Origin of the sequence: Thalassospira sp. UBA4513, from assembly GCF_002388495.1 — a bacterium.
Taxonomy (GTDB): domain Bacteria; phylum Pseudomonadota; class Alphaproteobacteria; order Rhodospirillales; family Thalassospiraceae; genus Thalassospira; species Thalassospira tepidiphila.
Window position 1 is genome coordinate 17678 of record NZ_DGMR01000010.1, and the last position, 19240, is coordinate 36917.

The 19240-nt window shown below is 54.9% G+C and carries 17 protein-coding genes and 1 tRNA gene; 8 read left to right on the forward strand and 10 right to left on the reverse strand.

Features of this window, described 5'->3' with window-relative positions; all coding sequences use genetic code 11:
• The first annotated feature begins 250 nt into the window (after nucleotides 1-250).
• Entirely contained in the window at nucleotides 251-1738 is a 1488-nt protein-coding gene (locus B2T33_RS04165) for a sensor domain-containing diguanylate cyclase (RefSeq protein ID WP_286791225.1), read from the forward strand.
• Nucleotides 1739-1825: 87 nt separating this feature from the next.
• Here B2T33_RS04165 and B2T33_RS04170 read toward each other — a convergent pair whose 3' ends face one another.
• The 3 genes from B2T33_RS04170 to B2T33_RS04180 form a co-directional block, all read right to left on the reverse strand.
• Nucleotides 1826-2833: an aspartate-semialdehyde dehydrogenase gene (locus B2T33_RS04170; protein WP_286791226.1), complete on the reverse strand. Its 1008-nt coding sequence runs from the start codon at nucleotides 2831-2833 to the stop codon at nucleotides 1826-1828.
• Nucleotides 2834-3161: 328 nt separating this feature from the next.
• Nucleotides 3162-3350, reverse strand: a complete 189-nt coding sequence (locus B2T33_RS04175) for a DUF3012 domain-containing protein (protein ID WP_008889117.1) — start codon at nucleotides 3348-3350, stop codon at nucleotides 3162-3164.
• A gap of 137 nt (nucleotides 3351-3487) precedes the next feature.
• The gene (locus B2T33_RS04180) at nucleotides 3488-4945 is read right to left on the reverse strand and encodes a TrkH family potassium uptake protein (RefSeq protein WP_245227770.1); all 1458 of its coding nucleotides are present in this window, start codon (nucleotides 4943-4945) and stop codon (nucleotides 3488-3490) included.
• A gap of 218 nt (nucleotides 4946-5163) precedes the next feature.
• Between B2T33_RS04180 and B2T33_RS04185 the strand changes: the two genes are divergently transcribed.
• The 3 genes from B2T33_RS04185 (at nucleotide 5164) to B2T33_RS04195 (ending at nucleotide 7020) form a co-directional block, all read left to right on the forward strand.
• Nucleotides 5164-5871, forward strand: coding sequence for a thermonuclease family protein (locus tag B2T33_RS04185; protein ID WP_286791227.1), 708 nt, complete (start codon nucleotides 5164-5166; stop codon nucleotides 5869-5871).
• A gap of 84 nt (nucleotides 5872-5955) precedes the next feature.
• Nucleotides 5956-6414, forward strand: a complete 459-nt coding sequence (locus B2T33_RS04190) for an ArsI/CadI family heavy metal resistance metalloenzyme (protein ID WP_286791228.1) — start codon at nucleotides 5956-5958, stop codon at nucleotides 6412-6414.
• 6 nt (nucleotides 6415-6420) lie between these two features.
• Nucleotides 6421-7020 carry a sigma factor gene (locus tag B2T33_RS04195; protein WP_286791229.1) on the forward strand — a complete coding sequence of 200 codons (600 nt, stop codon included), beginning with the start codon at nucleotides 6421-6423 and terminating at the stop codon, nucleotides 7018-7020.
• 21 nt (nucleotides 7021-7041) lie between these two features.
• Here B2T33_RS04195 and B2T33_RS04200 read toward each other — a convergent pair.
• From B2T33_RS04200 to B2T33_RS04215, 4 genes are all read right to left on the reverse strand, one after another.
• Nucleotides 7042-7115 (reverse strand) — tRNA-Gly (locus B2T33_RS04200).
• A gap of 94 nt (nucleotides 7116-7209) precedes the next feature.
• Entirely contained in the window at nucleotides 7210-8367 is a 1158-nt protein-coding gene (locus tag B2T33_RS04205) for a PQQ-dependent sugar dehydrogenase (RefSeq protein WP_286791230.1), read from the reverse strand.
• 62 nt (nucleotides 8368-8429) lie between these two features.
• Complete coding sequence (gene gpt, locus B2T33_RS04210) at nucleotides 8430-8909, reverse strand: xanthine phosphoribosyltransferase (RefSeq protein WP_008889111.1); 480 nt, start codon at nucleotides 8907-8909, stop codon at nucleotides 8430-8432.
• Nucleotides 8910-9057: 148 nt separating this feature from the next.
• The gene (locus B2T33_RS04215; protein ID WP_286791231.1) at nucleotides 9058-10542 is read right to left on the reverse strand and encodes a tetratricopeptide repeat protein; all 1485 of its coding nucleotides are present in this window, start codon (nucleotides 10540-10542) and stop codon (nucleotides 9058-9060) included.
• Between the two features lie 528 nt (nucleotides 10543-11070).
• On the opposite strand from B2T33_RS04215, the gene B2T33_RS04220 reads away from it, so the two are divergent.
• On the forward strand, nucleotides 11071-12729 hold the full coding sequence (locus B2T33_RS04220; RefSeq protein ID WP_286791232.1) for a methyl-accepting chemotaxis protein: 1659 nt from the start codon (nucleotides 11071-11073) through the stop codon (nucleotides 12727-12729).
• 337 nt (nucleotides 12730-13066) lie between these two features.
• Here the strand turns inward: B2T33_RS04220 and B2T33_RS04225 are convergent, their stop codons facing one another.
• Genes B2T33_RS04225 through ubiE form a run of 3 tightly spaced genes read right to left on the reverse strand, consistent with a single transcriptional unit; the run spans nucleotide 13067 to nucleotide 15898 of the window.
• Complete coding sequence (locus tag B2T33_RS04225; RefSeq protein ID WP_286791233.1) at nucleotides 13067-13507, reverse strand: GNAT family N-acetyltransferase; 441 nt, start codon at nucleotides 13505-13507, stop codon at nucleotides 13067-13069.
• 41 nt (nucleotides 13508-13548) lie between these two features.
• Nucleotides 13549-15111, reverse strand: a complete 1563-nt coding sequence (gene ubiB / locus B2T33_RS04230; protein WP_063085686.1) for a 2-polyprenylphenol 6-hydroxylase — start codon at nucleotides 15109-15111, stop codon at nucleotides 13549-13551.
• A gap of 13 nt (nucleotides 15112-15124) precedes the next feature.
• The gene (gene ubiE / locus B2T33_RS04235; RefSeq protein WP_063085689.1) at nucleotides 15125-15898 is read right to left on the reverse strand and encodes a bifunctional demethylmenaquinone methyltransferase/2-methoxy-6-polyprenyl-1,4-benzoquinol methylase UbiE; all 774 of its coding nucleotides are present in this window, start codon (nucleotides 15896-15898) and stop codon (nucleotides 15125-15127) included.
• Nucleotides 15899-16054: 156 nt separating this feature from the next.
• Here ubiE and B2T33_RS04240 point away from each other — a divergent pair, with 156 nt between their 5' ends.
• The 3 genes from B2T33_RS04240 to B2T33_RS04250 all read left to right on the forward strand — a co-directional run.
• Nucleotides 16055-16699 carry a phosphoribosylanthranilate isomerase gene (locus tag B2T33_RS04240; protein WP_008889105.1) on the forward strand — a complete coding sequence of 215 codons (645 nt, stop codon included), beginning with the start codon at nucleotides 16055-16057 and terminating at the stop codon, nucleotides 16697-16699.
• A 109-nt stretch (nucleotides 16700-16808) separates the two neighbouring features.
• The gene (locus B2T33_RS04245; RefSeq protein ID WP_286791234.1) at nucleotides 16809-17801 is read left to right on the forward strand and encodes an ion transporter; all 993 of its coding nucleotides are present in this window, start codon (nucleotides 16809-16811) and stop codon (nucleotides 17799-17801) included.
• A 228-nt stretch (nucleotides 17802-18029) separates the two neighbouring features.
• A partial coding sequence (locus tag B2T33_RS04250) for a chorismate-binding protein (RefSeq protein ID WP_286791235.1) occupies nucleotides 18030-19240 on the forward strand: 1211 nt, incomplete at its 3' end.

Below are 19240 nucleotides of genomic sequence, written 5' to 3' on the forward strand. Positions count from 1 at the left end.
TAATTAATGAACGACCGTCACCTTTGATCCGACTTTCAATATCGCCACACTGCGCGACGATAACAACTTACGTATGTCTAAAATTGTTATTGATTTACGCTAGTTGTCAAAATGATCAGAATGATTCCATTTTTATCTACGGTTTCTTTTGGCTTTTTCCTCATCGCTCAAAGAACGCAAACCTGTCTGTATTTGATATTGTGTCGTGCAACATGGCGCGCTTTCCCCTAAATTAGCCGGATCAAAAACGATGAGTTCAATCATCGGCGCCTGCCTTGTGACTATCCTTGGGGAGCTTCCCGTGTGGGGAAAGAAATTATACTTCGCGATCATTCTGTGCGTTCTGCTGGCGGTCGGGTTTCTGACCACGAGTTTTGTAAGCTTCTATGTCGCCCGGGATTCTCTTGAAGAACAGATTTCCGAAAGCACGCTTCCGCTGACCAGCGACAATATCTATTCCGAGATCCAGCGCGATCTGTTGCAGCCGATCTTCATTTCCTCGTTGATGGCCCATGATACGTTCGTTCGCGATTGGGCCCTTTCCGGCGAAAACGATCAGGAACGGATCACCAGGTATCTGAGCGAAATTCAATCGCGCTTTGACACGATCACGTCCTATTTCATCTCAGAAGAAACCCGGAACTATTATCACCCGACCGGCGTGATCAAACAGGTCAGCGAAGATGACCCGGCCGATGGCTGGTATTTCCGTGCGCGCGACGGGAAGCAACCTTACGAGATCAATATCGACCATGACACGGTTGATCGGTCGCGGCTGTCGATCTTTGTCAATTATCAGGTGCGTGATTATGACGGCAATGTCATCGGCATTACCGGTGTTGGCCTGGCCGTCAGTTCGGTTACCAATCTGATCGAAACCTATCAGGCGCGCTATGGCCGAACGATCTATTTCATCGACACCGAAGGTCATGTCACGCTGCGCGGCAGCGGCTTTGGCGATGCCCACAGCCTGCAGGAACGGCCCGGCATGCGCACCCAGGCCACCAAAATCCTGACCTCGCCTGGCGCTTCGATCAGTTACGAACATGGCGGACACACCTATTTCGTCAACAGCCGTCTGGTGCCTGAATTCGGCTGGCTTCTGATTGTTGAACAAAGTGACTATTCATCAGACGCACGTCTTCAGAACACCCTGTTCATCAATATCGCGATTTCGTTGCTGATCACGATCGTGGTCGGGCTGATCGCCTTCCTGACCGTGCGCAATTACCAAAAGCGCCTCGAAGAACTGGCATCGCGTGACAAACTGACCGGCACGTTTAACCGTCAGATCTTTGACATGATCTTTGATCAGGCGGTTCAGACCTCAAAACGCCAAAAGGCGCCCCTGTCGGTGATGTGTTTTGATGTTGATGGCTTCAAGGCAATCAACGATGGCTATGGCCATCCGGGCGGGGACGCGGCACTTCGCGAAGTTCTGACCATGGTCCGCCAGAATGTGCAGGACTCCGACGTGATCTGTCGCTGGGGCGGGGATGAATTCGTCATTCTGTTCCCCGGAAAAGATCGCAAGGAAGCCATGACAAAGGCCCGCGAACTTGCCGACTCTGTCCGCAATGCACCGGTCCGTTTCGGGCGTGATCATATTCCGGTCACCATCAGTGCCGGGATCACCGAATATCGCGATGGCGAGGACCTTGATACCTTGATGGCCCGTGTTGATAACGCGCTTTACACCGCCAAGGCATCCGGTCGCGATCATATCTCCCTGTCCTGATCCCTCAGGCCGCGACCAGATACAAAACACCCCCGGCAGAACAATCTGCCGGGGGTGTTTTTTTATTTAGTCCGCTTTGATGCGCGATCAGTCGGCGATAGATGCCTCGGCGATCTGAACTGCGTTAAGCGCAGCACCTTTAAGCAACTGGTCACCGGCAACAAACAGTTCCAGACCATGATCACCAAAGATCAGGTTGGTACGAATGCGGCCAACTTCGACGTCATACTGTTCGGTCGCGGTCAGCGGCATCGGATATTTGTTGTTTGCCGGATCATCGACAAGTTTGACACCCTTGGCCTTGGCCAGCACTTCACGGGCTGCCTCCGGGGTGACAACCTTTTCGGTTTCAACCACGATGGCCTCGGAATGGGTGCGTTCGGTCGGAATACGAACCGCAGTGCACGATACCGGCAGATCCGGCGCGCCAAAGATTTTACGCGTTTCCCAGGTTACTTTCATTTCTTCACGGGTGTAACCGTTGTCCTGGAAAGTATCGATATGCGGGATCACGTTAAAGGCCAGCGGCGATGAAAACACCTCTGCCGGGACCGGCTCGCCAGCAAGACCGGCCGCCAGACCTTCGCGCAGTTCGTTCATGCCCGGCTGACCGGCACCCGATGCAGCCTGATAGGTCGACACGATCACCTTTTTCAGGCCAAAGGCCTGATGCAGCGGCCACAGGGCGACTGCGGCAATCGCCGTGGTGCAGTTCGGGTTCGCGATCAGTTTCGCCGTTTTGGCAAGGTGACCATTGATTTCCGGCACGATCAGCGGAACATCGTCATTGAGACGGAACGCCGAGGAGTTATCAATCACCAGTGCGCCTTCGGCAATCTTGGGCGCATATTCCTTGGCGAAATCACCGGAAACAGCAAGGAAGACAATGTCGCACTGCTTGGCTTCTTCAACAGAAAACAGCGCGACGGTCTTAGTGCCGAATTTAGTCTCCACGGTCTTGCCCGCTGAACGCTCTGACGCGAACAGGGTGAGTTCACCCACAGGGAACTTGCGATCAAACATTACATTGATCAGCTCGACGCCAACCGCACCGGTTGCGCCAATGACACCGACATGGAGATTTTCGGCACTCATAATAGTTGTCTAACCTCGCAATAAATTTGTTGTCATATTCGACTGCCGCGATCATTCGCGGGCCGCGCATTATAAGGATTAATCAAGGTAACGCAAATGTACCTTGCTGCATTGCATTCATGCGCGGTTCTGATTGGGTAAAAACGCACCGGACAACAGATTGTTCCATGGCGATTTTAAACGGGCGGACATAAAAAATCCGCCCTTCAACAGTACCACCGCCAAGCAGACGTCAAAGGGCGGATTTAGCCGCCATAAAGACGACATATCCAGACTATGAAAGAGAATCGGCTGATCGTTTTATTGTCCGATCAGGCGAATGCACTGATCACATCAGGCAATGTTTGGCGAAATCGGTCGCCTCGTTTGCCGTCCAGTCGCCTTTCGGCTTTTCCTTAAGGTCATTACACCATTCCTCGCTGCCCACCTCGGGCGAGCATGCGGAAACAGCACCAGCCAGGAAAAGGACCGCAAGGGCCCCGGCGATTTTGGTCGTGATCGTTTTCTGCAGTTTCATGTCCGTGTCCACTGTTTGTGTGTTTGTTATTGACGCTACAAACTTATACACGGCGCGAAAATGACGCAAAGTAAACCTTCGGTCTGTGGCAACCATCACAGACCGACAGCAACAATCGACAAAATGAAACTCAGGGATCAGTCGCGCCAGAAGGACGGCATCAGCAGTACAAGAAGCGTCTCGAACTCAAGCCGGCCCAGAACCATCGCAACATCCAAAATCCACTTTGCGGAATCCGGCAAGGACTGGAAATTGCCCGCCGGTCCGATGATATTGCCAAGCCCCGGCCCGACATTGGCAAGTGCTGTTGCCGCCGCACTCATTGACGTAATCAGATCAAGCCCCGTCAAACCAAGGGCAATCGTCACAGCGATATAGCTGATGGTCAGAAGAAATACATAGACCGTAACCGCGTTATAGATGTCAGATGTGATTTCATGGCGATCAATGCGGCTGACCACCACGGCAGACGGACTGCGCAGGCGCATGAAATGGGCACGAAGCCCGGTAAACACGACATACAGGCGAAACATCTTGAACCCGCCCGATGTTGATCCCGAACAACCGCCGATAAACGTCGCAAAGAAAAACAGCATGACCGCGGCCGGGCCCCACAACAGGTAATCCCCCGATGCATAGCCCGTGGTCGTAATCACCGACACAAGGTTGAACGCCGCCATCGTCAGCGACCGGAAGAAGCCGTCATCTGAAATCTGCAACAGCCGCAGCGTCAGCAAAAATGTAAAACCTGCAATGATCAGGCAGAACAATTTGATTTGCTGATTGCCGATCACGGCCTTGATCGCGCGTTTGCGCAGAAAGACCGCATAGGCGGTAAACGGCAACCCACCAAAGAACATGAACAGGATGGCAATCCAGTGCAGCGACAGGCTGGTGTCAAACTTGGCAAATGAAAGGTCCGACGTGGCATAGCCGCCAGTCGACAGCGTCGTCATGCCGTAATTGATCGCATCAAACCATCCCATGCCAAAGATGCGATACAACACAATGCACACCAGGGTCAGAACCGAATAGATCATCACGATCTGCAGGCACATGTCACGCATGCGACCGCTAAGTTTTTCGGATCGATCCGAACTTTCCATCTGGAAAAGCTGCATGCCGCCAACCCGCATCATTGGCAGAAGGGCAAGGGCAGTCACGATGATCCCGATCCCACCCAGCCATTGCATGATCGATCGCCAGATCAACAATCCTGGCGGCAGTTCGTCCAATCCCGACAGGATGGTTGATCCGGTCGTCGTCAGGCCCGATACGGTTTCAAACACCGCATCACAGAAACTGATTTCAAGCGATGAATACCAAAGCGGCAAGGACCCGGTCAGGCTAATCGCAATCCATGACACCACCGTCAGGACATAGCCCTGACGTGCTGTCACACGCGGGCCGATATCCGACCGGCAGGCAAGACACGCCATACCGCCAAGCCCGATGGTCGTGATCGAGGCCTGGGCGAAAATTTTCCAGTCCGGGTTGCCATATGCAAGATCAACAGCAGCAGGCACCATCATCGATATACCGATGATAATGACCATGACCCCGACAACAAAAAAGATGGGTTGCAGACGGAACAAGCAAGCTTCCCTGACAGCAAAAGACAAACCCGCTTGTAGCGCCAATTGACAATTGATGCATCCGGTTATTGTGCATGACACCATTGATGGCAATTCCCGCTGCCCGCCACCCACCCGAGATGGGCGTCATCATTTTGCCGTTCTTTTTGCTTGTTCTTTTGCCATGACCGTTGTGTCATTCTTGACAAATACTCACCCCGCAGATCTTTGAGGCCAGTGTGAAACGCGTTATCCGCCTGATCGTCCTTCTTGCCATTCCGGCCTTGATTGCCATTGGCCTTCACTGGCACAGCGCACCGGTCCGTGCCGCGCCCCAACTTGCCGATCCGGCCGGGCTGGAAGCCAGGGGCCGCGATGTTCAGGTCATTGACGGCGATACCATCATGATTGCCGGTCAGGTGCTTGATATCGCGGGCATGGATGCCCCGGAACTCGGTCAGCAATGCCTGCATAACGGCAGTTTCTGGGATTGCGGCATGTCTTCGGCCATGCAACTGCGCAAATATTTCGCCATGGCGCCGTTTGATGTCCATTGCTGGCCCGGTGATCAGGAACGCGCGGGCAAGGCCGGTGATTTCCCCATCGTCGAATGCGGCATCGGCGAACGTGACGTGGCGGCGGCAATGATCAGCGACGGTGAAGCGCTGCCGATTGCGGGCTATTCACATCGCTATGACCGGCTGTCGCGCGATGCCGACAATGCCGGCATCGGCATCCATGGTGGCGATATGATTGCCCCGTCTGACTGGCGGGCGGGCAAACGGCTTGACGGTGAAACCGGACGCTGCCTGTTTATTGCTGACGGCAAGGGCAATTACCTCAGCACCCTTGATCCGCGCTTTGCCGATTTTGCCTCAGATACCAAAATCTGCAGCGACGAAGAGGCGCGTGACATGAACCTGAATTATCTGCCGCCATCACCGTAACCGGCCCCTTTTTGGTGGCAGGTGCATCTTTTGGCGTCTTCGCGCGTCTTCCTGTTTATCGCTTCGATCAAACAGGAGAATAAGATGCGCCTGCAACTTGCCTTGAATGTGAAAAACCTTGACCGTGCCATCGCGTTTTACAGCGAAATGTTCGCAAGCCCGGTGCACAAACAACGGCCGGGATATGCCAATTTCGAAATTCAAAACCCGCCGCTTAAGCTGGTTTTGTTCGAATACCCGGCAGCAACCGAAAACCTGAACCATATCGGTGTCGAATGTCTCAGCGAACAGGCGTTTGAAACCGCCTCAGCCCGTCTGCATCAAAGTGATCTTGTCACCAGCGACGTTGCTGAAACCGGATGTTGTCACGCAAAGCAGACCAAGTTCTGGGCAACAGGACCAGACGAACTTGACTGGGAGTGGTATCGTATTCTTGACGATGCGCCACATGACCAGTCTGGCGATCAACAATCGTCCGGGGCTGGTTGTTGTGGCCAACAACCGGGCAAGGAAATGCAACCCGATCAGGTGTGCTGCGCGTAAAGAACCATGAAGTTTGCATCGACACATCATACAAACTCAGACTGGCAGGCCTTGCAAAAAGGCCTGCGCAGTTTCGTTTATCACCGCCTGCCCCAGGACGCGGTCGGCGATGTCGTTGCCGACATCCTTGAAACGATCATCCGCAAAAAATCGGATCTTCGGTTGGCATCCAATCCATCTGCTTGGATTTATGCCGTCGCACGCAGCAAAGTGGCAGACTTCTATCGACGACAGGGGCGCGAACATACCGCACTTCAGACCCTTAATACCGACCCGACCCTGTTGAACCATGACGAGCCGCACGACAAACCCGGTTTGCATGACTGCGTGATGGGCTTCATTGGTCGATTGAGCGAAACCGACCAAGCCATTCTTGAAGAAATCGATATCAACGGCACACGACAAACCGACTTCGCCATCCGCAATGCCATCGCCCTCCCTACAGTGAAGTCACGCGTCCAACGCGCCCGAAACCGTCTGCGTGATCGGTTGGTTGCCTGCTGTCCGGGTGGCGACAAGGGCCATAATGAAGATGCCGGTGGCGATGCCACGGCATGCAATGGCGCATGCCAAAATACGGGCGCCTGTCCGCCGGACCGGATGTGATGATGTCTGTGGGAAAAGGCTTGGAGCGGGTGAAGGGAATCGAACCCTCGTATGCAGCTTGGGAAGCTGCCGTTCTACCATTGAACTACACCCGCGAAGCGCGCGATTTATAGCCCGCTTTTCCGATCAACGCAAGCCGGTCCCATCCAGATCCATCCAATTAATTGCCAGACCAAATACCGGAAAACTTTAGCCTTCCGGCACCATGCGCCAGATCGCACTGGCATGGTCATCGGAAATCAGGATCGACCCGTCGACATAGTGTTTCACGTCGACCGGGCGTCCGATCACTTCGCCATTGCTGCGCAGGAAACCAACAAGGAACGGGTTTTCTGTCACCGGTTTGCCGTTGATGAATTCGACACGGACCACCTCGTACCCATCAGGTATCGTTCGGTTCCAGGATCCATGCAGCGCCACCAGCGCATCGCTGCCATCGAAGGTGAAGCCGAGTGGCGCATTATGCGCATTAAAGGTAAATTCCGGGAAAGTGACTTCCTCTGGCACCGTTTCATCGGAAAATTGCGGGCTTCTGGTGTCATTCCCCGCATACCAGGGATAGCCATAGAACTGGCCAGACTGGCTGGCGCGATTAAGTTCCTCACGCGGGATATTGTCGCCCAGCATATCGCCGCCATTATCGGTAAACCAAAGCTCGTCCGTTTCCGGATGGAAGGTCAGACCGACAGAATTGCGAATGCCGCTGGCATAAATGTCCGGTGCACCACCATTAACCGGGATGGAAATGATCGTCCCTTCAAGGCCGCTTACCTTGCAAATATTGCACGGTGCCCCGACCGCAACAAACAGGCGGTCGCCATCAGGTGACAAGGCGGCATAGCGCCAACCATGATGGCGTTCATCAGGCAGATTGGTAAACAGGATCCGCGGGCGACCGAGGCTTTCACCATCAAAATTGGCAAGATCATAGGACACGATGCGGTGTTGATCGGCGACAAACAGGGTCCCGGGTTTATAGGCAATTCCGTTGGCCAGCTTGAAGTCATCGGCAATCAGATTGACGTCCTCGGCAACGCCATCGCCATCCTGGTCGCGCACGAAATAAAGGTTCGGTCCACGCGTCCCGACAAAAGCGCCGTTAAGTTCCGGGGCAACCGCAATCGTCCGGGCGTTGCTCACCTCGGCAAACACCGAAAGTCGATATCCGCTTTCAGCCGTTAGCATCGATTGAACGCGTGCCACCCGTTCGGAAACCTGCTGGGCCTGTGCGGAGAAACTTAGTGCGGTCACAGCCGCGGCAGAAACGGCCCCCAAACACAAACGCCCGGCCCATCGGCGTGCGGTGTGCAACTGGCGACGGAAGTCCGGGCGTAAATATTGGGTCATCCTGAAATCTCCTTGTCTGGCAATCGGCCTTACAAGGGATACGGACAGTTTCCCCAGGTCGATTAACGAACGCGTTCAGAGATCGGGGCGTTAACCGACAATTCCATGTCCCAGGGGAAGTAAATCCAGGTGTCCTGGGAGACTTCGGTCACAAAGCTGTCAACGATTTCACGGCCAAGCGGCTTGGCGTAAACGGTTGCGAAATGCGCATGCGGCAGTTTTTCGCGCACAGCCTTGGCGGTTTTGCCGGTATCGACCAGATCATCAATGATCAGCATATCGGTACCGTCACCCTTGATGTCTTTAAGCCATTCCAGATCGCCACGCGTCTTGTCAGAGTAGCTGCGTACGCACACCGTATCAATCAGTCGAATATCAAGTTCGCGGGCAATGATTGCCGCCGGCACAAGACCGCCACGGGTGATTGCCACGATTCCCTTGAACGGGCCTTTTTCCAACAGTCGCCATGCAAGTGCACGGGCATCGCGATGCATCTGTTCCCAGGAAACCGGGAAACCTTTGTTATAAGCAGCTTCGCTCACAAGAATTCTCCTGCGCCAGATCGGTTCGCCAAATGAATGTGCCCGGAGATTGACCAAAGGCATCACCATCCAGACCCGCATTCCACAAAATTAAGCCGCTTAACTACGCCCTGTTGGGCCCGAAGGCAAGTATTCGCTGGCAGCGTTGTTACTGCGCGTTCATCCGCGCTTGCAGCAGGGTTGAAAAATCACTGCCGAGTTTCTGGATCGCCGATGACCAGTCGCCGGGTTTGTCCTGTCGATAGATCCGCAAGGTCGGATACCACGGGCTATCGGCCCGATGCACCATCCAGCGCCAGTCGGTCGTATAAAGCTGCAACATCCAGACCGGCACACCAAGCGCGCCTGCCAGATGGGCGGGTGAGCTGTCAATCGTGATCACCAGATCCATCGCCTGCATCAATGCGGCACTGTCGCCAAAATCATGAATATGATCGCCAAGGTCGGTGACAAAGGCATGCAGGCCAAGCTTGTCGATATCGGCGCGGCGATCATCAATCTGGAAGCTGTAAAATGCCGCCCCCTTGGCCGACAAGATCGGCAGCAAGGTCTCAAGCGGGCAGGATCGATCGCGCGGGTTAAGCTTGCCCGCCCAGATCAGACCAACCTTAAGCACCGTGCCCGGCGGCGGTGCCAATCGTGCGCGTTTGCCCTGCGGCGGGGAGATGTAGCTATCGGTCGAGATTTTCTGAAGCTCTTTGGATCCGATCCCCATCACATGCGGCAGGCTTAAAAGCGGCACATGCACATCAAATTCCGGAAGCGGCCGGCCCTTTTCCACAACGGTGCCCACACCCGACACAGTCTTCATGATCGGGATCAGTTCCTTGCGGCATTCAAGGATCACATGTGCGGCCTTTTGGGCCACCAGCGGCACAAAACGCGCAAACTGGATCATGTCGCCAAAGCCCTGCTCGGCGCGCAGTAAAATGCGTTTGCCGCGAAGATCAGCTTTGCCATCCCATTCGGGGGCTGTTTCAAGCGGCCGGATCGGATTATCGGCAAGTTTGCGGCGCGTCTCGTACCCCGCCCAGCCTTCGGCATAGTTGCCAAGCGCAAGATGGGCCAGTGACTTGTCCCAGTTGGCATCGACATAATCCGGGTCAATCGCAAGCGCACGGTCGAAATACTCAAGCGCCTCTTCAAAGCGGTTCATATCACGGTACACAAGGCCGGTATTAAACGTGTGCGACTTGACACTGTCATCAAGTTCAAGCGCCTTCTTGTGCGCAACAAGCGCCTCGTCAAAGCGCATCATTTCGCGCAGGCAATTGCCCATATTCGACCACAAGCCGGCATTGCCGGGGCGCAAGTCTGCCGCCCGTCGATAGGCAATCAGGGCGGCCTCGAACTTCTTGCTGCGACGAAGCGCCACGCCAAGGTTGTTCCACACATCCGGTTGATTGGGGTTCTGGCGAAGGGCCGTGCTGTAAAGGCGGATGGCATCATCAATCTGGCCGGCCTGATGGGCAGCAAGACCGCGCTGAAACAGGTCACTGATCACTTGGCGGCGCTGAACCGCGGCATCACCATTTTTGGCCGACGGCATGCTTTGATCGCTGCCGGCAACGTCCTGGGTTTTTGGGGCGGCATCCTTGGCCGAAATCACCGGATCATCCTGTTTGGCTGCCATATTATCCGCAGACGGCTTTGATGCTTTCTTTGCCGGTCGTTTTTTGCGCGTTGTCGCCGCTTTCGCCATTCCTGTTCCCCCCGGTGCCCTTGCCCTTATCTGGCAAAAGCCATCGCCCCCATTAAAGGCATCTCTAACAGACTGACCACGGCGCTGTCCGCCCGATTCGGCGGCATGTGGCCTTTCCTGCACAAAGCATAATTTACCAAAAAAGCCTTACCAATAAGTGGATTTATTCATTTGGTTTTATGGAAATGGAATATTCACCACGCCCATCGTTTCTTGTTTCAGTAATTTTACCAGATGGGGTAGCCTCAGCGGCATAACAACAAACCAGAATGTAGTCGTCACGTCTTTGTGCCTCATTACGGAAAAATAAACGCACGAATTGGTCACTGTGAACATCACACAGGACAACAATTCGTCACAACCTGACTGTCGGTAACATGATCGGAGCTTCAGGCCGATCATCGACATCAGATCTAGGGATTGGGTTAATTCTGCCTTTGAAGGATTGGGAGACCGTAAATGGCCGAACCTAAGAGATCCGGTGCCTCCGTCGGACGTAAAGTGATTTTTGTGATTGTGGGACTTCTCGTCGTTGGCTTCGCCGCGATGATGACCATCCAGACCGTCTCGCAACGCAATGCCATGATCGAAATCATGTACAATGAGTCGGTCGAAAAAACCGAAATGCTGTCAACTGCGGTTCAGCCGGGCTTCATTGCCATGGACGGCGCATCGGTCGAAAAGGAATTCCGAAAGATCACCGACAAGGAAGGCTCGCAGCTGGCAAGCCTGATCGCGGCAAATCCTGATGGTGATGCCATCGGCACCTATCAATCGGAAACACTCAAAAAGCATGATCTGGCTGCCCTGATCGAGCCATATCTCGGGCAGCTTGAAAACAAGGAAGTCATCAGCTTCATTTCCGAAGATGCCGTGATCGTCGGTGCCCCGATCACCAAATACTCCAAGCGCCGCGACGAAGATCAGTATCGGGGCATGCTGGTCACCGCCTGGTCACTTGATCGCGTCAACGCCGAAGTCCAGCAGGCCGTTATCATTCAGGTCGCGCTGGCTGCGGCCATTCTGGTGGTTTTGCTTGGCGTCACATGGTTTGTCCTGCGCCATCAGATCCTGACCCCGATGGTAAAGATCAATGGCGCGATGCGGTCACTTGTCGATGGCGAACTGGATGTCGATATCCCGGGCCTTAAGCGCAATGACGAAATCGGCGAAATGGCCTCATCGGTCGAAATCTTTAAGGAAAACGCCAAGCGCGTCGCCCAGCTTGATCGCGAACGCGAACAGGAACGCGAACGCGCCGAGACCAAACGTCGCGAAGCCATGGCGGCCCTTGCCGGTCGGTTTGAACAAACCGTCATGGGTGTGGTCGATGGCGTGTCTGGCGCATCTGGTGAGATGCAGGAAGTCGCCCAGACGATGGTGGCCGCCGTGCAACAAAACGAAGCCGGATCACAGGCCGTGGTTGCCGCTGTCGAGCAGGCCAACCACAGTGTTGAAACCGTCGCCAGTGCGGCCGAACAGCTTGCTGTTTCGATCCGCGACATCAGCGCACGTGTGAATGAAACATCAAACATCACCGCCAATGCCACGACCGAGGCAAACCGGGTCAACGAAATGGTTCAGGGTCTTGATGTCTCGGCCCAGAAAGTAGGCGAGGTTGTCCAGATCATTCAGGCAATTGCCGAACAGACCAACTTGCTGGCACTTAACGCAACGATCGAGGCCGCCCGTGCCGGTGATGCCGGCAAGGGCTTTGCCGTCGTCGCCAACGAGGTCAAAAACCTCGCCAACCAGACCGCGCGTGCGACCGAAGATATCTCTGAACAGATTTCCGGTATTCAGGGCTCGACCCAGCAGGCGGTTGGCGCGATTGACGGGATCACCGGCATCATTGCCAACCTGAACGATATCGCATCCGAAGTGGCGGCTGCGGTCGAAGAACAGGGTCAGGCAACCACGGAAATCTCGACCTCGGTTCAGCAGGCGGTTCAAAGCACGCAGGAAGTGTCCAACCACATCCGCGAAATGCAGGAGGCCGCCCGCCAGACCGGCGAAGCCGCCCATCAGGTATTGGGCGCGTCTGACAAGCTTAACAGCCAGTCAGGCACGCTGCGCGGTGAGGTTGGCAACTTCCTTAATGAAGTGCGCGCAAGCTAAGCGTCATCTAGGGTCAGGTCCCATTAATTTGATTTGAATGGCAGACGTTATATTTGTGAAATCCAAGGAAAAGCCCGCAAGGCGGGCTGGTATCCCGGCCAAGGGGTTTGACGCAGGAGTTTGCAAATATAACGTCTGTCCTTCGGATTAACCGGATTTGCACGGGCAACTTTGTCGTAAAACCTTGAAAGATATTTATCTTCCTGCGGCTTTACTCCGCGTATCCGCACAAATCCGGTGAACCATTTAAACCAAATTAATGGGTCCTGACCCTAGCTTAAAACCAAAAAACGCCGCCCGGTTTTCCGTGGCGGCGTTTTTGTTTTTAGATGTGGTCCTAGCGTAATGGATCGCGGTTCCGTGCGTCCTCATCAAGGCGCATCATCATCATGTCGTCGAGATCGGCATAACCATGTAAACGATAAAGCGGTTGCATGTCCGCTGTCGCCAGAAGCCAGCGCTTCACACGCCTTAGTTCAGGATGGGTATGCAACGCATCAATCATTTTGGCGGCAATGCCCATGCGGCGATAATCCGGATCGACAAACACATCGGCAACATAGGCAATGGCGATCTGATCACTGACCACGCGCGCAAAACCCACCTGACGGCCATCGCAATAAGCGCCGACAGGAAATGACATCTCGACCGATCGATCAAACTCACCGCGCGTCCGCCCGGCGGCCCAATAGGACGCGGCGATAAAATCATAGCAATATTCAAGATCGATCCGTGACCGATCCAGACTGATTTCAATGGTTTTATCGCCATCTGCCATCATGGTCGTCCCACAAGGTGTCGTCCCATACGGTGATTAGGTTATTTCAGGTAAACCGCAACAGCCAGTGCCGCAATCGCCACCCACATCACAAGGGATTGGCGCGAAAATCCGCTAGGTTTGCTTTGCCCGTTATTTGGCTTGCCACGCATGGCGGCAACCGTGTCGGGATGCAGGCGCAATCCTTGATCAGTAAAGACGGCGGATGCCTGTTCTGCGGCTTCGATCACGCGCGGCAATCGGCGCAACATGGTGCCCGCCTGAAGGGTGGCTTCCTTGATCTTGGCTTCCGGACCAAGGTTTTCACGCATCCAGTCTTCGATCAGCGGACGCGACAGTTCCCACATATTCTCATTCGGGCTGAGAATGCGTGAAAGCCCCTCGGCAACGATCATGGTTTTTTGCAGCATCAAAAGCTGTGGCTGCGTTTCCATGCCGAACTGTTCGGTAATCTGGAACAACTGCCCCAACAACCGCCCGACGGAAATATCGGCCAGTTCCTTGCCCAGGATCGGCTCGCCAATCGACCGGCAGGCCTGCTGGAAGTTTTCAAGCGACTGGTTGCGTGGAACATACCCGGCTTCGAAATGGACCTCGGCCACGCGGTGATAATCACGCGTCAAAAAGCCCAGCAACATCTCGGCCAGATACAGGCGCGTCTGTTTGTCCACCCGGCCCATGATGCCGAAATCAACCAGGCTGACCCGGCCGTTTTCATCGACAAACAGGTTGCCCGGATGCATGTCGGCATGGAAAAACCCGTCGCGGAAGACCTGTTGGAAAAATGCCCCGGCCGCCTTGGCCAGCAAGTCAGACCGGTCAATGCCCATGCGATCAAGGGCTTCGACATTATCAATGCGTACACCCTTGACCCGTTCCATGGTCATCACGTGTTCAGCCGTACGTTCCCAATCGATCTGCGGGATGTAATAGGTCGGATCGTCTTCGAAATTTTGGCGGAATTCCGATGCTGCTGCCGCCTCGAAACGCAGATCCATCTCAAGATGAACACTGTCTTCAAGCGCCTTGACCGTTTCAATCGGTTTAAGACGACGCAGGCGCGGCTGGGTCAGTTCGACAAGTTCCGCAATCCAGTAAAACAGGTCCATGTCGCGCGCAAAGCGATACCGGATGTCCGGGCGCAGGACCTTGACCGCCACTTCGCGCCCGTCGGTCGTGGTGGCGAAATGCACCTGCGCGATCGATGCTGCGGCAACCGGCGTTTCATCAAATTCGGCAAACAGCACGTCAAACGGCTCGGCCAGCTGTTCGGTGATGATGCGTTTGGCAACCTTGGCCGAAAACGGCGGCAGGCGATCCTGAAGCGACGACAGGTCGGCGGCCACATCATCGCCAATCAGATCGGATCGGGTCGCCAGGGTCTGGCCAAGCTTGATAAAGGCCGGGCCCAATTCCTCAAGCGCACGGGCCAGTCGTTTGCCCGGTGGCAAATCAGACCGGCGCGAAAACGGTGCGGTCAGGCGGGCCAGAAACGCGACAAGTTTTCCGCCCGGCACAAGGGCGAGTGGAAACAGCGCATCATAGCGCGCCAAAGTGCGCGCCATGGCAAGCAGGCGAAAGCTGTTACGAATAAAACGGATCATGCGTCAAACGCCCTTATATCCGCCAACCGGAATGAATGGCCGCAATCCCGCCAGACAGGTTGCGGTATTTTACCCGCTCAAAGCCAGCCGCCCGGATCATGGATGCAAATGTTTCCTGATCGGGGAACTTGCGAATGCTTTCCGCCAGATACTGATAGGCCTCGCGATTGCCCGCGATAAACCGGCCGATTTCGGGCAAAAGCTTGAATGAATAGGTATCATACAGCTTATCGAACCCAGGCACGACGACCTTGGAAAATTCAAGACACTGGAACTTTCCACCCGGACGCAGGACGCGATAGGCCTCTGAAAGTGCTTCTTCAATGCGTGTCACATTGCGAATACCAAAGGCGATGGTATAGGCATCAACCGACTGGTCGGGCAGCGGCAATTTCTGCGCATCACCGACCGTCCAGTTGATGTTTTTCAGGATCCCGTGATCAACCGCGCGGTCACGCCCGACATGGAGCATCTCGTAGTTGATGTCACAGACCGTGACAGAGCCACCGCCATTCTTCAGGAAGCGAAACGCAATATCCCCGGTGCCCCCGGCAACGTCGAGCAACTTCATGCCCGGACGCGGCTTGAGCTCGTTGATGAAACTGTCTTTCCACAAGCGATGCACGCCACCGCTCATCAGATCGTTCATCAGGTCATATTTCGACGCAACAGTGTCGAAGACCTCGCGCACCATGGATGCCTTCTGGCTTTCGGGAACATCACGAAAACCAAAGTGGGTTGTGTTTTCGCCGGTTTCGCCCGCGGCAGGGTCTGTGTTCTTGCTCATGGCCGGGAAAATAGCGCAGCAATGATTATCCTGCCAGTGGAAAGCCACGACAAAACGCAAATATCCTGTTGGATCGTGGTCATTTCTGTTAAGTCAATCTGACGCGACAAGCGTTTGCCAAGAAGATTAGAGCGACGACAAGAACAGGATGCCCCGATGACCTGCATGGTAAAAATCTGTGGAATTAACAGCGAAGATGCCGCGATTGCAGCCATGAGTGCCGGGGCAGATGCCCTTGGATATGTCTTCTTCCCGCCAAGCCCGCGCCATATCTCGCTTAAGGGCGCCAAGACGCTCACCGAACGGGTCCCCAACAGCATCTATAAGGTTGGCCTGTTTGTCGAAGCCGGTGACGAGGCGCTTGAGAACGCGATCAAGGCGGGCAATCTCGACGTCATCCAGCTTCATGGCAAGGAAAGCCCGGAACGCGTGGCCGAGGTCAAGGAACGCTTTGGCCTCAAGGTCATGAAGGCCATTTCTGTCAGCACCGCAAACGATATCGAAAACGCCAAGAAGAACTATGACGGCGTTGCCGATTTTCTGTTGTTTGATGCCAAACCGCCCAAGGACAGCGTCCTTCCCGGCGGCAATGCCGTGTCGTTCGACTGGACGCTTTTGACCGGTCAGAACTTCCAAAGCAACTGGATGCTGGCTGGCGGACTTGATCCCAGCAATGTCGCGGAGGCCGTGAAGATTACAGGCGCCCCATGGGTTGATGTGTCATCCGGTGTCGAACGCAGCAAAGGGGTTAAGGACCCGCGCAAAATCTCGGCCTTCATCCAGGCGGCAAAAGGGTACTGATCCCTCCGAGCAGCTGCGATCAGAGCTGATTTAACCATTTCTGAAATGATTGGGCGCAAAACTGCCCGGGCAATAGTGCACTCCATTGCCCGGACCGAGTACGCGCGACATGAAACCGACCCTTCGATCAAGAACCCAGAAACTTCTGCACGGTGTTGACCGGGAGTCGCGATTTTCGCTGTTTGTGCATCTGGTTCTGGCCAGCGCGATCATCATCAATGTCGTCTCGGTGATCTTTGACTCGGTCGAAGCCTTTGCCGAACGCTATTTCATTCTGTTTGCCACAATCGAGATCGTCTGCACGCTGATCTTTGCCATCGAATATGGCTTGCGTGTCTGGTCCGCCCCGGACAATCCGCGCTTTAGCGGCCGATTTGCACGTCTGCGCTATATGCTAACACCGATGGCTCTGATTGACCTTCTGGCGATCCTGCCGATCTTCCTGTGGTTCTTTACCAGCATTGATTTGCGCTTTATCCGCATCGTCCGCTTGTTGCGCCTGTTGAAATTCACCCGCTATTCCACCGGGCTGGAACTGATGATGCTGGTGTTTCGCCAGCAGATGGGCATTTTTGGCGCCGCCAGTGCCGCCCTTGCCTGCATGCTGGTTTTCAGTGCCGGAGCGATTTACCTCGCCGAACACGAAGCCCAACCTGAACAATTTTCCAACCTGCTTGATGCGCTTTATTGGAGTGTCATTACGCTTGCCACAGTCGGCTATGGCGATGTTGTGCCGATTACGCCGTTTGGCAAATTCCTTGCCAGCATCATCTCGCTGACCGGGATCGGGATTGTTGCCGTCCCGGCCGGTATTCTGGCGTCGGCCTTTAACGCCGAATTGCGTCGGCGCGAAGCCGAATATCGCCATCAGGCCACCCGCCAGTTGCTGGGCAAACGTTTGACCGAACGGGTCCGCCACAAACTGCGTTCCCATCAGGAAGAACTCGGCATCAGCGAAGAACAGGCCCAGTCCATCATCGAGGACATCCGCGATGTCCATCGCAATGAAAGCGATGAAATCCTGACCTGTCCGCATTGCCATCAGCCGCTTCACCTTGAACTGCACGACACCGAAACAACACCCACGCCGCAAAAGTCTTGACGCCCGGTTTTTTTGGGCACATGGTTGACCCATGAAAACACACGGCATGAACCCGACCCGCATTGCAAATCGTTGGTGGTGGCTCGCTTAAGCGGGCGGCCAAAACTCGTGCCCTAAACATACCGGCCGCCTCATTCTTGCAGGCGGCTTTGTGTTTTCAGACCTCTTCTTCCTTGTCTAAAGATCACATGGCTCCTGCGGCGAAAGGCCCACACAGGAGTAAAAAACGTGACGACCCCGACAAGCCAGACCGGCATTTCCACTGACAGCAGCGAATATCGCTACACCACCGATGGCGGTGTTTCGGTCATCCGCCGCATGACCGAAATGCCCTACGAAAACGCAACCGAAGGCCTGATTGATGCGCTTGATGCCACCAAGGGCGTGTTGCTGTCTTCAAGCTATGAGTTTCCGGGGCGCTATTCACGTTGGGATATGGGCTTTGATGCGCCACCGCTTGAAATTGTCGGGCGCGAACGCGGCTTTGCTGTGCATGCACTCAATGATCGTGGGCGGGTGTTGCTTGATGTCATTTCAAGCGCGCTTGAAAACCATCCCCATGTCGAAAGCCTGACCAACGGCGAAGACGGGCTGTATGGCGTGGTCAAAAAACCTGCCGCCTGGTTCCCCGAGGAAGAACGCAGTCAGCAACCCAGCCTGTTTTCGGTCGTGCGCGCACTGCGTGATCTGTTCGGGCACAAGGGCGATGAACGTCTTGGGCTTTATGGCGCCTTTGGCTATGACATTGCGCTTCATTTCGAACAGATCAATCTGGCCCAGGACCGCCCGGCTGACCATAAGGACATCCATCTGTTCCTGCCCGATCAGATGGTCACAGTCGACCATGCCTCACGCGTCGCCACCCGCTTTGATTATGAATTCATCGCCCCCGATGGCCGCAGCACTGCAGGCCTTGAGCGCATTTCACAACCCCATCCGCCATCACGCGGCAACAACGCCGCCATCGAAAACGATATGAAACAGGGCGAATATGCCGCCATTGTTGAGGATGCGAAGCACCGCTTTGCCCGTGGCGAATTGTTTGAAGTCGTGCCCAGCCGCGTTTTCCGCACCGCCTGTGATGTCAAACCATCGGAAATTTTCCGCCGTCTCAAGCGTCGCAACCCCGCCCCTTACGGCTTCCTGATCAATCTCGGCGACGGTGAACACCTGATCGGCGCATCGCCTGAAATGTATGTCCGGGTCAAGGGACAGCGTATCGAAACCTGCCCGATCTCCGGCACCATCGCACGTGGCCGTGATGCGATTGAGGATGCCGAAAATATCCGCACATTGCTGAATTCTGCCAAGGAAGAGTCGGAACTCACCATGTGCACCGATGTTGATCGCAACGACAAGGCACGCGTCTGCAAACCCGGCAGCATCCGCATTCTGGGCCGGCGTCAGATCGAAATGTATTCGCGCCTGATCCACACGGT

What these genes read in the sequence shown, in the direction of transcription:
- B2T33_RS04165 (WP_286791225.1), top strand. Translation starts at nt 251, where the DNA reads ATGAGTTCAATCATCGGCGCCTGCCTTGTGACTATCCTTGGGGAGCTT.
- B2T33_RS04170 (WP_286791226.1), bottom strand. Translation starts at nt 2,833, where the DNA reads ATGAGTGCCGAAAATCTCCATGTCGGTGTCATTGGCGCAACCGGTGCG.
- B2T33_RS04175 (WP_008889117.1), bottom strand. Translation starts at nt 3,350, where the DNA reads ATGAAACTGCAGAAAACGATCACGACCAAAATCGCCGGGGCCCTTGCG.
- B2T33_RS04190 (WP_286791228.1), top strand. Translation starts at nt 5,956, where the DNA reads ATGCGCCTGCAACTTGCCTTGAATGTGAAAAACCTTGACCGTGCCATC.
- B2T33_RS04195 (WP_286791229.1), top strand. Translation starts at nt 6,421, where the DNA reads ATGAAGTTTGCATCGACACATCATACAAACTCAGACTGGCAGGCCTTG.
- B2T33_RS04205 (WP_286791230.1), bottom strand. Translation starts at nt 8,367, where the DNA reads ATGACCCAATATTTACGCCCGGACTTCCGTCGCCAGTTGCACACCGCA.
- B2T33_RS04215 (WP_286791231.1), bottom strand. Translation starts at nt 10,542, where the DNA reads ATGGCAGCCAAACAGGATGATCCGGTGATTTCGGCCAAGGATGCCGCC.
- B2T33_RS04220 (WP_286791232.1), top strand. Translation starts at nt 11,071, where the DNA reads ATGGCCGAACCTAAGAGATCCGGTGCCTCCGTCGGACGTAAAGTGATT.
- B2T33_RS04225 (WP_286791233.1), bottom strand. Translation starts at nt 13,507, where the DNA reads ATGGCAGATGGCGATAAAACCATTGAAATCAGTCTGGATCGGTCACGG.
- ubiB (WP_063085686.1), bottom strand. Translation starts at nt 15,111, where the DNA reads ATGATCCGTTTTATTCGTAACAGCTTTCGCCTGCTTGCCATGGCGCGC.
- ubiE (WP_063085689.1), bottom strand. Translation starts at nt 15,898, where the DNA reads ATGAGCAAGAACACAGACCCTGCCGCGGGCGAAACCGGCGAAAACACA.
- B2T33_RS04240 (WP_008889105.1), top strand. Translation starts at nt 16,055, where the DNA reads ATGACCTGCATGGTAAAAATCTGTGGAATTAACAGCGAAGATGCCGCG.
- B2T33_RS04245 (WP_286791234.1), top strand. Translation starts at nt 16,809, where the DNA reads ATGAAACCGACCCTTCGATCAAGAACCCAGAAACTTCTGCACGGTGTT.